The 11352-nt window shown below is 75.0% G+C and carries 10 protein-coding genes and 2 pseudogenes; 7 read left to right on the top strand and 5 right to left on the bottom strand.

Annotated features, from left to right (window positions below):
• Together ABZ497_RS24115 and ABZ497_RS24110 are read left to right on the top strand one after the other, a co-directional pair.
• Positions 1–333: pseudogene (locus ABZ497_RS24115) on the top strand (heavy metal translocating P-type ATPase); the annotation flags it as partial.
• A gap of 154 nt (positions 334–487) precedes the next feature.
• Positions 488–1222, top strand: coding sequence for a Mut7-C RNAse domain-containing protein (locus ABZ497_RS24110; protein WP_359808149.1), 735 nt, complete (start codon positions 488–490; stop codon positions 1220–1222).
• Positions 1223–1291: 69 nt separating this feature from the next.
• Here the strand turns inward: ABZ497_RS24110 and ABZ497_RS24105 are convergent, their stop codons facing one another.
• Positions 1292–1885, bottom strand: a complete 594-nt coding sequence (locus ABZ497_RS24105) for a helix-turn-helix domain-containing protein (RefSeq protein ID WP_359808147.1) — start codon at positions 1883–1885, stop codon at positions 1292–1294.
• Positions 1886–1890: 5 nt separating this feature from the next.
• A complete protein-coding gene (locus ABZ497_RS24100) occupies positions 1891–2586 on the bottom strand; it encodes a type 1 glutamine amidotransferase domain-containing protein (protein WP_329486573.1) in 696 nt (231 codons plus the stop codon).
• A gap of 248 nt (positions 2587–2834) precedes the next feature.
• Here ABZ497_RS24100 and ABZ497_RS24095 point away from each other — a divergent pair, with 248 nt between their 5' ends.
• The 4 genes from ABZ497_RS24095 (at position 2835) to ABZ497_RS24080 (ending at position 6361) form a co-directional block, all read left to right on the top strand.
• Complete coding sequence (locus ABZ497_RS24095; protein WP_359808160.1) at positions 2835–3740, top strand: LysR family transcriptional regulator; 906 nt, start codon at positions 2835–2837, stop codon at positions 3738–3740.
• A gap of 129 nt (positions 3741–3869) precedes the next feature.
• Positions 3870–5216 carry a phenylacetate--CoA ligase PaaK gene (gene paaK, locus ABZ497_RS24090; RefSeq protein WP_359808145.1) on the top strand — a complete coding sequence of 449 codons (1347 nt, stop codon included), beginning with the start codon at positions 3870–3872 and terminating at the stop codon, positions 5214–5216.
• A 96-nt stretch (positions 5217–5312) separates the two neighbouring features.
• Positions 5313–5705, top strand: a complete 393-nt coding sequence (locus ABZ497_RS24085; protein ID WP_359808144.1) for a metalloregulator ArsR/SmtB family transcription factor — start codon at positions 5313–5315, stop codon at positions 5703–5705.
• A 272-nt stretch (positions 5706–5977) separates the two neighbouring features.
• Positions 5978–6361 (top strand): VOC family protein, encoded by a 384-nt coding sequence (locus ABZ497_RS24080; protein ID WP_352297955.1) that lies wholly within the window; start codon positions 5978–5980, stop codon positions 6359–6361.
• A gap of 12 nt (positions 6362–6373) precedes the next feature.
• Here the strand turns inward: ABZ497_RS24080 and ABZ497_RS24075 are convergent, their stop codons facing one another.
• Entirely contained in the window at positions 6374–6949 is a 576-nt protein-coding gene (locus ABZ497_RS24075) for a histidine kinase (RefSeq protein ID WP_359808142.1), read from the bottom strand.
• 143 nt (positions 6950–7092) lie between these two features.
• On the opposite strand from ABZ497_RS24075, the gene ABZ497_RS24070 reads away from it, so the two are divergent.
• A complete protein-coding gene (locus ABZ497_RS24070) occupies positions 7093–7599 on the top strand; it encodes a DUF5990 family protein (RefSeq protein WP_359808141.1) in 507 nt (168 codons plus the stop codon).
• A 130-nt stretch (positions 7600–7729) separates the two neighbouring features.
• On the opposite strand, the gene ABZ497_RS24065 is transcribed toward ABZ497_RS24070, so the two are convergent.
• Positions 7730–10045 carry a collagenase gene (locus tag ABZ497_RS24065; RefSeq protein WP_359808139.1) on the bottom strand — a complete coding sequence of 772 codons (2316 nt, stop codon included), beginning with the start codon at positions 10043–10045 and terminating at the stop codon, positions 7730–7732.
• Between the two features lie 179 nt (positions 10046–10224).
• A pseudogene (gene tsaD, locus ABZ497_RS24060) lies at positions 10225–11296 on the bottom strand (tRNA (adenosine(37)-N6)-threonylcarbamoyltransferase complex transferase subunit TsaD).
• Between the last annotated feature and the right edge of the window lie 56 nt (positions 11297–11352).

Raw genomic sequence — 11352 nt, 5'->3', positions numbered from 1 at the left:
GTCGCCATGATCGGCGACGGCGTCAACGACGCCGCCGCCCTCGCCACCGCCGACCTCGGCCTCGCCCTCGGCACCGGCACCGACGCCGCCATCCAGGCCGCCGACCTCACCCTCGTCAGCGGCGACCTCACCGCCGCCCCCGACGCCATCCGCCTCGCCCGCACCACCCTCACCACCATCAAGGGCAACCTCGCCTGGGCCTTCGGCTACAACCTCGCCGCCCTCCCCCTCGCCGCCACCGGCCTCCTGAACCCCATGATCGCCGGCGCCACCATGGCCTTCTCCTCCGTCTTCGTGGTGGGCAACAGCCTCCGGCTCCGGACCTTCCGCTGACGCCCGCCCGCGCCGCCCGGCCGCTCCCCACCCCCCGACGGGTGGGGAGCGGCCGGGCTTCCCCGGGAGCGGGCCGGGGGCGGCGGCGCGGCGGCCCCCCGCGGCCGTCGAAAAGTGCTGGCCGCCACCGCCCGCCCGCTGGCATGCTGGCCGGGTGGAGAGACCGGAGATCTGGCTGAGCTTCGCCCCCGACCTGCACGTCTTCCTCCCCGCCGGGCGGCGGGCGGAGCGGTCCGCGCTGCGGACCGACGGGGCCGCGACGCTCGGACACGTGGTGGAGTCACTCGGTGTCCCGCTCACCGAGGTCGGCGAACTGCTCGTGGACGGGCGGCCGGTGGCCGCCGCGCACATCCCCGGGGACGGTGAGCTGGTGTCGGTGCGGGCCGTCCGGAGGCCGCAGGCATCGGCCGAGCCGCCCCGGTTCCTGCTCGACGTCCACCTCGGGACGCTCGCGCGCCGGCTGCGGCTGCTGGGCGTCGACGCCGCCTACGAGAACCCGGACATCGGCGACGCCGCGCTGGCGGCCCGCTCGGCCGCCGAACAGCGTGTGATGCTCTCGCGCGACCGCGGCCTGCTGCGCCGCCGCGAACTCTGGGCGGGCGCCTACGTCTACAGCCACCGGCCCGCCGACCAGCTGCGGGACGTGCTCTCGCGCTTCGCGCCCCCGCTCGCCCCCTGGAGCAGGTGCACCACCTGCAACGGGACGCTGCGCACCGTCGCCAAGACCTCGGTGCAGGACCAGCTCCGGGACGGCACCGAGCGGTCGTACGACGCGTTCGCGCAGTGCACCGACTGCGGGCAGGCCTACTGGCGGGGCGCCCACCACGCGACGCTCGACGCCATCGTGGCCGACGCCGTCCGCGAGTTCGGCCCCCCGGTCGTCGCCTGAGCGCCCCGGCCGCCTGAGCGCCGCGGCCGCCTGAGCCGCTGGCCTTCGACGCGCTCACCGCGGGCCGGTTCAGGGGCGCAGCAGGCCCGCGGTAAGCGCGTCGGAGGCCGGGCCGAGGAGGTGCCGGGCGTTCGGCGCGGACTCCAGGCCGCGCACCAGGGCGAGGCCGATCTCGGCGGCCTCGGCCGGCCCCACCCGCGCGGACCGGCCCGGACCGGCGGGCGCGGCGTCGGCGGCCAGCCCGGCCTCGGCGAACGACTCGGTGAACAGCCCGGTGAGCAGGCCGCGCAGCTCGGCGCCGAAGGCGGCACAGCCGGGGGCGAACAACCTGGCCCCGCCGTCCAGGAGTTCGGCGGTGTGCGGGGAGTCCCCGGCAAGCGTCAGGGCGAGGTCGAGCTTGGCGGCGAGCACGCCGCGGACGCGCTCGGCGTGGGGGGCGTCCGGCACGGCGGCGGCCCGTCGGGCCCGCGCGAGCGCCTGCCGGTGCAGGCGCTCGACGAGCCGGCGGAAGGCGTCGTCCTTGCCCCGGACGTACTGGTAGACCGCCGATCGGGACACGCCCATGGCACCGGCGATGTCGTCCATCGTGGTGCGCCGCACGCCGTACCGGGTGAGGCAGGCGTAGGCGGCGTCGAGGACTTCGTCCAGCCGGTCGGCGGCCACGGCCGTCAGGCCAGCTTCTTCAGCAGCTCGACGGCGAGCGGGGCGGCGGAGGCCGGGTTCTGGCCGGTGACCAGGTTGCGGTCGACGACCACCTTCGGGGCCCACGGCTCGCCCTCCTGGAAGTCCACGCCCGCCGCGACCAGGCGGTCCTGGAGCAGCCACTTCGCGTTGCCGGCCAGGCCGGCCTGGGTCTCCTCGGCGTTGGTGAAGCCGGTCAGCCGGTAGCCGGCGAAGGCGTTGGAGCCGTCCGGCAGCCCGGCGGCCAGCAGCGCGGCCGGTCCGTGGCAGACCACGCCGAGCGGCTTGCCGGACGCCAGGGCGGCGACCAGCAGCCGGCCGGAGACGGGGTCGACGGCGAGGTCCTCCATCGGGCCGTGGCCGCCCGGGTAGAAGACGGCGTCGTAGTCGGCGAGGTCCACGTCCTCCAGCCGCACGGGGTGGCGCAGCTCCACGAAGGTGTCCAGCGCGGCCGCGACCTTCGCGGCGCCCTCCTCGCCGCCGTTGAACTCGGGGGCCAGGCTGCCCGAGTCGACGGTCGGGATCACCCCGCCCGGGGTGGCGACGGTGACCGTGTGGCCCGCGGCCCGGAACGCCTCGTACGGGGCGACGGCCTCGTCGGCCCAGAAGCCGGTGGGGTGCTGGGTGCCGTCGGCCAGCGTCCAGTAGGTGGCGCCGGTGAGGACGAAGAGGATCTTCGACATGCTGGGGGCTCTTCTCTGCGGGAGGGGCCGTCGGGCCCGGTGTACGGTCTGACGCCCTGGATGCACTGACGTTTCCGGTCCGGACCGTCAGTTCGGCGATGGACCCGACGATAGGCCGGGTCTCCCGGGTGTCACCAATGGCTGATCCGATGGCTGCCATAGGCATTCCAATGGGTGCCGGGGAATAGGCTTGCCGGGTGAACCGCCCCGACGCCGAGGAGTCCGCCGTGCCACCGGTGCCGTCACCGCTGCCGGCCGGGCCCGCCGACCTCAACCTGCTGCGCACCTTCCTGGCCGTCCACCGGGCCGGGTCGTTCACGGCCGCCGCCCAGGTGCTGGGCCTCTCCCAGCCCACGGTGACCACCCAGATCCGGGCGCTGGAGCGCCAGGGCGGGCGCGAGCTGTTCGAGCGGCTGCCGCGCGGGGTGGCCCCGACGCCGGTCGCCGACGAACTCGCCGCCCGGATCGCCGGTCCGCTGGACGCGCTCGCCGCCGCCACCGGCCCCGGCGCGCGCCCCGAGGCCGAGGGCGAGCCGGTCCACCTGGCCGGGCCCGCCGAACTGCTCGGCACCCTCGTCCTGCCCGCGCTCGCCCCGCTGGTCGCCGGGGGCGTGCGGCTGCGGGTGACCGCGGGCCTGACCGAGCCGCTGCTGGAGGAGCTGCGCGCGGGCCGCCACGACCTGGTCATCGCGACGAGCAGACCGCGCGGGCGCGCCCTGTCGGCCGTGCCGATGGGCGACGAGGAGTTCGTCCTGGTCGCCGCGCCGGTCTGGGCCGAGCGCCTGGGCGGGCGGCTCGCGGCCGAGGGCCCGGCCGCCCTGCACGGGGTACCGCTGGTCGCCTACGCCGAGGACCTGCCGATCGTCCGCCGCTACTGGCGCCACGTGTTCGGCCGCCGGCTCGCCTGCCGGGCCGCCCTGACCGTGCCCGACCTGCGCGGGGTGGTCGCCGCGGTGGCCGCCGGCGCGGGCTTCGCGGTCGTCCCGCGCTACCTCTGCGCGGACCGGCTGGCCGACGGCCGGCTGGTGCTGCTGGACGACCCGGAGGACCCGCCGATCAACACCGGTTACCTCGTCGAACGCCCCGGCGCCCACCCGGACGGCCGGGTGGCCCGGGTCCGGGACCACCTGCTGGCGGCCGCCCGCACCTGGTGAGCGATCGCCGGCCGCCCGGGACCGCGTCCCTTGACAGCCGGTTCGGGTGCTGGATTACTTGGCCCGTCGAACACTGACCGAATGATCGGTCGGTGGCTGAGCTGGGGCGGAGACGGCGGAGGAGACGCGATGAGCGCAGGAACGACCGGCCCGAACCCGCCGGGCGGGCGCCGGGGGGAGCCGCTCCCGGCCGAGCTGCTCGACGCCGGGGAGCGGATGACCGCCGGGGAGCTGGCCGAGCACCAGCTGCGGCACCTGCGGGCCACCCTGCGCCACGCGTACGACCACGTCGAGCTGTACCGGCGCAAGTTCGACGCGGCCGGGGTGGCCCCCGAGGACTGCCGCACGCTCGGTGACCTCGCCCGGTTCCCCTTCACCACCAAGGCCGACCTGCGGGAGAGCTACCCCTTCGGGATGTTCGCCGTCCCGGTGGAGGAGGTCCGCCGGATCCACGCGTCCAGCGGCACCACCGGCCGGCCCACCGTGGTCGGGTACACCGAGCACGACCTCTCGGTCTGGGCCGACGTGGTGGCCCGCTCCATCCGGGCGGCCGGCGGTCGGCGCGGCCACAAGGTGCACGTCGCCTACGGGTACGGGCTGTTCACCGGCGGTCTCGGCGCCCACTACGGCGCCGAGCGGGCGGGCTGCACGGTGATCCCCGCCTCGGGCGGGATGACGGCCCGGCAGGTGCAGATCATCCAGGACTTCCGGCCCGAGATCATCATGGTCACCCCCTCCTACCTGCTCACCCTGCTCGACGAGTTCGAGAAGCAGGGCGTCGATCCGCGGAGCACCTCGCTGCGGGTCGGCATCTTCGGCGCCGAGCCGTGGACGGAGGCGATGCGCCACGAGATCGAGGAGCGGATGGACATCCACGCCGTCGACATCTACGGCCTCTCCGAGGTGATGGGCCCGGGCATCGCCCAGGAGTGCGTGGAGACCAAGGACGGGCTGCACATCTGGGAGGACCACTTCTACCCGGAGGTGGTCGACCCGCTCACCGACCGGGTGCTGCCCGACGGCGAGAGCGGCGAGATCGTGTTCACCTCGCTGACCAAGGAGGCGCTGCCGGTCGTCCGGTACCGCACCGGCGACCTCACCCGGCTGCTGCCGGGGACGGCCCGGCCCGCCTTCCGGCGGATGGCGAAGGTCACCGGCCGCTGCGACGACATGATCATCCTGCGCGGGGTGAACGTCTTCCCGACCCAGATCGAGGAGATCCTGCTGCGCACCCCCGCCGTGGCGCCGCACTTCCAGCTCCGGCTCACCCGGCAGGGCCGGTTGGACCGGATGGCGGTCCGGGTCGAGGCCCGCCCGGACGCCGCGCCCGAGCAGCGCGAGGCCGCCGCCGCGGCGATCGCCCGGGGCGTGAAGGACGGCGTCGGCGTCACCGTGGAGGTCGACGTGGTGGAGCCGTACACCCTGGAGCGTTCGGTGGGGAAGATCCGCCGGGTGGTGGACCTGCGGGAGCGGTGAGCCCGCCGGCGGCCCCGAGGGCGCCGCCGTCCGCACGGCCGCCCGTGCCGTCGTCCCGCGCCGCGCGCGAACGGGTGAGCGCTCTACGATGTGGCCATGAGCGGGAGCGTGCGGCTGTCAGGTGCACATCGGTCGCAACAGCCGGTCGGCGGGCCGCGGCCGGACGACGCGAAGCGCCCGCCCGGCGACGAGCGGCTGGAGACCGCCGCCGCCGTCCTCGCGCTGCTCGCCGACCGCACCCGGCTCGCACTGCTGCACCGCCTGGGCGAGGGCGAGGCCGACGTGACCACGCTGACCGAGGCGTGCGGCGCGGCGCGGCCGTCGGTCAGCCAGCACCTGGGCAAGCTCCGGCTGGCGGGCCTGGTCACCACCCGCAAGGACGGGCGGCGGGTGGTCTACGCCCTGCGGCACGGGCATCTGCGCCGGCTGGTCAACGAGGCGCTCAACGTCGCCGACCACCAGATCAGCGGGCTGCCGCCGCACGACTGAGCCACCGCACGACTGAGGGCAGCACGACTGAGCCACCGCACGACTGAGGGCCGCACGACTGAGCCACCGCACGACTGAGGGCGGCACGACTGAGCCGCCGCACCCGGCGGCCGTGGTCCCGCGCCCCCGGCCGGTCCGTGACGGGGGGTCGGTCACCGGAAGGTGCCCCGGTCACCGGAAAGTGCGTTCTTCTCCGCCCGCGCCTCCCGTGCCTAGGGTGAGCGGGCGATCGGCGGCGAGTGCCGCCGCGGTCCGGACGATTCGGAGCACCCATGGCCATCCTGAAGACCTACGCCCGCCTCTGGGTGGACAGCCTCGACGAGGCCCTGCCGCTGCTGCGGACGCTCACCGGCGCCGAGCCCGACCTGCGACTGGGCTTCGAGGCCGTCGAGCTGGCGGCCGTCGGGGACTTCCTGGTGATCGCCGGTACGGCCGGGGAGCGCGCCCGGTACGCGCACGCCACCGCGACCGTCGTGGTCACCGACCTGGACGAGCTCAGGGCCACCCTGCTGGCCGCCGGGGCGGTGATCACCACCCCCGAGACGCCCGCGCCGACCGGCCGCTTCCTCTACGCCCGGCACGCCGACGGCGCCGAGATCGAGTACGTGGAGTGGACGGCGGAGCTGGTCCGGCGGATCGTCCGCCCCGCGCCGTAGCGCGGGCCGCCGTCAGGCCCCGGCGCCGTCCGTCCGCTGCGGCCCGTCCGCCGCGCCCGGCCCGCCGTCCGTGCCGGGGCCGTCCGGCCCGTCGTCCGCCGGGGTCTCGGCGCGCTCCTCGGCGGCGCGGACCTGCCCGGCGAAGTCCTCCGCGTCGATCCGCTCGACCGTCGCCCCGTGCCGGGCGGCGAACTCGTCGGCGGGGGCCGGGGACGCCTCGCGGATGTCCAGCACCAGCACCGCCGCTCCGTCGGGCACCCGCGGCGAGAGCACGATCAGCCCGGCCCCGCCGGTGGCGGCGCGGCCCTCCTCGGCGGCGTTGCCGAGCGCCGCGCCGGCCGCGAACCCGAGCAGCGAGCCGATCGGCCCGCCGAGCAGCCCGATCAGGCCGCCGACCACGCCCGACCCCACCGTGGCCACCCCGGCCCCGCGCGCGTAGCCGTCCTTGGTCTCCAGCAGGCCGTCGGCGGAGCGCTCCAGGACGGCGGCCTGCCGGAGCCCGGGCAGGTGCTCGGCCTCCTCGAACGCGGGCCGGCAGGCGGACGGGTCCGGGAAGGTGAGCAGGACGACGTTGTGCTGGTCGGTCATCGCGGTCCGATCGGGTCGGGGCTGTGTTCCCTGGCCTCCCATCCTGACGGCGGGCGGGCGGGCCTGCCACAGGAATGCGGGTGTCCCCGCGGCCCCCGCCCGGTGCGGACGCCGGGCCGGTCCGGCGCGCGAGGATGGTGCCCATGGCGAACACGAGCGTGCGGATCAGGATCGAGGCCACCGACCTCCCGGGGCGCAGCTGCCCCGCGGCGCCGGGGTTCCCGGGCTACCAGGACATCCATGTCGCCGTGCAACGGCGCGGCCGGCCGGGCGAGTTGCTCGACCCGCAGCCGGGCGACGCGGCCCGGGCGGCCTGGACCCTGGAGTGCACCGCGAAGCCGCTCCCGTCAGGAGTGGAGCTGCTCGGCCCCTACGTCCAGGGCGGTCCGGGGGCGCGGTTCGTCTACCTCTCCTGGATCGCGAGCGGCCGCACGGACGGGGTCGCGGCCGGGCCGGAGGGCTTCACGATGTTCCGCCGGGCCAAGCTGATGCTGGCGGCGGTCGATCCGGACACCGCCGACGCGGCCGTGCGCGGCGGCACCCTGGTGGCCCGGCTCGGGCTGACCGACGGCAAGGGGCACCCGCTCTGCGCCGCCCTCCGGCCGCCGCTGGTCGCCTGGTCCGCCGGGCCGGCCGGGGCCGGAGCCTGACGGCCGGTGCCGGGACGTGGCGAAGGGCCCCGCCGGGAGCGGGGCCCTTCGCCGGCCGTGCCGGGTGCGAGCGGTGCCTACTGCGTGGTGCTACCGGTACTGCGTGGTGCCTCCTGGTACTGCTCGGTGGCTACTGGTACCGGGTGGTGACGGTGGCGCCGTTGAAGCCCTGCTGGGCGTAGAGGCTGAAGTAGACCCAGCCGGAGGGCGGGTTGGTGATCGTCAGCGTCTCGCCGTTCCCGGCGTTGGCGGACTTCGCCAGGTAGGAGCCGGTGGTGGCCCAGCTGCCGCCGTTGTAGTACAGGTCGGCGTTGCCGGAGCCGCCGGTGGTGGTGACGGTCAGCTGCTTCACGCCGGCGGGCAGGTACAGGAAGCTGTAGCTGTAGTTGCCGGTGGCGGCGGCGACGTTGTCCCGGCGGCAGTTCTTGTCGAACTGGCGGGTGTCGGCGGCGCCGCAGAGCGGGGCCTGGTCGGCGGGCAGGGTGCCGCAGTTGTCGGCCGCGCAGGCGGTCAGCCAGCTCGCGAAGTCGGCGTCGTACCGGGTGCCGATGGTGGAGGTGAGCAGGGTGCGGGCGCCGGCCCAGTCGCCGACCCGGTACCTGGCGAGCAGCGCGTCGACGTCCTGCGGGTGCGACTGGAGCATGTACCGGACGGCCAGGTAGCCCCAGTTGTAGATCCGGGTCGAGTCGGCGTTGTCGTAGGTGGTGTCGAAGAGGGTGCTCAGCTTGTAGGTGCCCTTGCCCGCCTCGGTGATGGCGGCGGCGTAGCGCTCGCCGCGGTAGCTGTACGAGATGTACTCGGCGATGCCCTCGACCCACCAGATGGTCGGGGTGGTCATCCCGGCCTCGAAGTCACCGGCCATGTTGTAGCGGCCGTCGAGGTAGTGGGTGTACTCGTGGTTGAGGTTCCAGATCTGGAAGGCGGGGCGCAGCCAGTCGGCCTCGTGGGCGATGAAGCGGGCCTGGTTGCCGGCCGCGGCCGGGTTGCCCTCCTCGTACATGCCGCCGTTGTCGACCGCGATGTTGTACATGAGCCAGGCGTACAGCGAGTAGTTGTAGTAGTCGTCGAAGGCGACGACCTCCAGGCTGGTGTTCAGGTCGCCGGGGATCGGGCCGTTGTCCTTGATGACCTTGTGGAAGGCGGCGTCCTCGTTGACCAGGCTGGTGCAGGTGTCGGCCAGCTGCTGGGCCGTCATGTCCTGGGCGCGGATGCGCAGGTTGGCGTTGCAGGTGTGGTCGACGGTGAGCACCAGCGGGACGAGCCGCTTCGGCAGGTCACAGGTGCCGTAGACGGTGCAGTTGCCGGCGTCCTTCTTCTCGGTGAACCAGACCAGGTTCATGGTGAGCGGGCCGGTGGCGCCGACCAGCGGGTAGCGGTTGATCAGGTCCTTGACCAGGGGGCGGCCCTGGGCCCGCAGGCCGTCCACGGCGACCAGGTTGCCGAGCTGCATGCCGATCCGGGTGACGACGTCGCCGCCGTTGAGCATCGCGCCGTTGCGGGTGACGAAGCCGGCCCAGGCGGTGGCGATGGACGGGTCGGCCTGGAGGGCGGCGACGAAGCCGCGGTCGCCGTGCTCCAGGTCGAAGCCGCTCTCGATGACCCACTCGACGTGCTGCACGGCGAGGTCCATCGAGGCCGGCCAGGTGCTGTTGTAGCCGGCGAGCAGCCGCTTGACGACGCCGGCGTACCGGCCGTTCTCGTGCGAGCTGTCGATCAGCGTGACGGCCTCGTTGAGGGTGGCGCCGTTGGCCTCGGTGACGTCCTGGCTGTGCGGGGCGGCGAAGAAGGCGTCCAGCGCGCCGCGGATCGAGGTCTGCAGCGGGGCGCCGTAGCCGCCGACGGAGGCGGCGTTGTTCTCCTGCACGTAGTAGCCGGCCCGCAGGAACATCACCAGCTGGCCGATCGAGGCGCTGTTGTTGCCCGCGTAGCCGGCCGAGGCGGTGCGCAGCGCGTCGGCGACGGTCACCATCTGGGCCTCGCGGAAGACCTTGCCCGCGTCCGCCCCGGTGAGGTTGAACAGCGGGTAGGTGCAGGTCACGTCGGGGAGCGCGGTGAGCTGCTGGACCAGTGCGCCGCCCGAGGCGCCGAGCACGCCGGAGAGGTTGCAGTCGACGGCCGCCGGAGCCGCGGAGAACTGCTTGGCGCTCTTGCCGCCCTTGCTGTCGGCGGCCGGCGCGGCCTCGGTGGCCGGGTGGGCGGTGCTCGCCCTTGCGGTGCTCTCGGCGGCGAGCGGGCGGTCGCCGGTGCTCGCGTCGGGGGACTTGGGCACCGGGATCGCCTTCGGCGCGGACGCCGGGGTGGCTCCGGTGGCGGCCTTGGCGGGCGCGGCCGGGCCGACCGGGGCGGCGTGGCTCTGGGGGGCGAACAGGCCGAGCGCGAGGAAGAAGGCCGCGCCGAGTGCGGGCACTCTGCGCAGGGTGGCCTTGGATATCCGGGAGGGACGCATCTGTGGGGGCCTCCGGGGCCGTTCGTGGCCGCGTTGTTGGGGACGCGACCGCCGATGTGTGACATGTAAAATGGCACATGTCGCACGGCGGCGGGAAGACCCCGGATCGGATTGCCCGCCGCCGCAACCGAAACGTTGTCAGGAGGCGGTCGGGGCAGGGTCGGCGCGGAGGGAGCGGGTCAGGCGGCCCGGGGCGCGGCGAGCGGGGTGAGCGCCGCGAACTCCAACGGGGCGGACGGGTCGATCGAGAGGTCGGCCGACGCCGGCTCGGCGCCCGCCCGCCCGCACCAGCAGGTCGCCGATGGCGGCGACCATCGCGCCGTTGTCGGTGCACAGCCGCAGCGGCGGCACCCGCAGGGTGATCCCGGCCGAGGCGCAGCGCCGCTCGGCCAGCTTCCGGACGCGGGAGTTGGCCGCGACGCCGCCGACCACCACCAGGGTGGTGATGCCGTGGTCGGTACAGGCGCGGACGGCCTTGCGGGTCAGCACGTCGGCGATCGCCTCCTGGAGCGCGGCGGCCGCGTCGGGGACGTTCGGCTCGCCGCCGGTGGCGCGCCGCGCCTCGACCCAGCGGGCGGCGGCGGTCTTGAGGCCGGAGAAGGAGAACGCGTACGGATCGTCATGCGGCCCGGTGAGCGGGCGCGGCAGCCGGACGGCGCGCGGGTCGCCGTCGCGGGCGGCGCGGTCGATGGCGGGGCCGCCGGGGTAGGGCAGGCCGAGGATCCGGGCGACCTTGTCGAAGCACTCGCCGGCCGCGTCGTCCAGCGTGTCGCCGAGGTGGACGATCCGGTCCCGGGCGAGGTCGCGGACCAGCAGCAGGGAGGTGTGGCCGCCGGAGACGATCAGCACCACGCAGGGGTTCGGCAGCGGCCCGCCGTCCAGTGTCGCGGCGGCGACGTGCCCGGCCAGGTGGTGGACCCCGTAGAGCGGGACGCCGAGCGAGAAGGCGTACCCCTTGGCGGCGGCCACGCCGACCTGGAGCGCGCCGGAGAGCCCGGGGCCGGCCGTCACGGCGACGGCGCCGACGTCGGCGAGGGTGAGCCCGGCCCGGTCGAGCGCCTCGCGGACCACCGGCGCCATCGCGTGCACGTGCGCGCGGGCGGCGATCTCGGGCACCACGCCGCCGAAGCGGGCGTGCTCGTCCATGCTGGACGCCACCGCCTGGCCGAGCAGTCGCCCGTCCTGGACGAGGCCGGCCCCGGTCTCGTCGCAGGACGACTCGATCCCCAGCACCACCGGCGATCCGGTCATGGTCACACGCCTTTGCCGCTCATTACATCTGAGCGTCCATTGTGCATGACGGGACA

The organism is Kitasatospora sp. NPDC005751 (assembly GCF_040630835.1).
GTDB lineage: Bacteria > Actinomycetota > Actinomycetes > Streptomycetales > Streptomycetaceae > Kitasatospora.
This window is presented reverse-complemented; position numbering and strand designations above follow the sequence as displayed.

Excerpts from the sequence above, each read along its gene's own strand:
- ABZ497_RS24100 (WP_329486573.1), bottom strand. The coding sequence starts at position 2,586 with ATGTCGAAGATCCTCTTCGTCCTCACCGGCGCCACCTACTGGACGCTG.
- paaK (WP_359808145.1), top strand. The coding sequence starts at position 3,870 with ATGAGCGCAGGAACGACCGGCCCGAACCCGCCGGGCGGGCGCCGGGGG.
- ABZ497_RS24085 (WP_359808144.1), top strand. The coding sequence starts at position 5,313 with ATGAGCGGGAGCGTGCGGCTGTCAGGTGCACATCGGTCGCAACAGCCG.
- ABZ497_RS24080 (WP_352297955.1), top strand. The coding sequence starts at position 5,978 with ATGGCCATCCTGAAGACCTACGCCCGCCTCTGGGTGGACAGCCTCGAC.
- ABZ497_RS24075 (WP_359808142.1), bottom strand. The coding sequence starts at position 6,949 with ATGACCGACCAGCACAACGTCGTCCTGCTCACCTTCCCGGACCCGTCC.
- ABZ497_RS24070 (WP_359808141.1), top strand. The coding sequence starts at position 7,093 with ATGGCGAACACGAGCGTGCGGATCAGGATCGAGGCCACCGACCTCCCG.
- ABZ497_RS24065 (WP_359808139.1), bottom strand. The coding sequence starts at position 10,045 with ATGCGTCCCTCCCGGATATCCAAGGCCACCCTGCGCAGAGTGCCCGCA.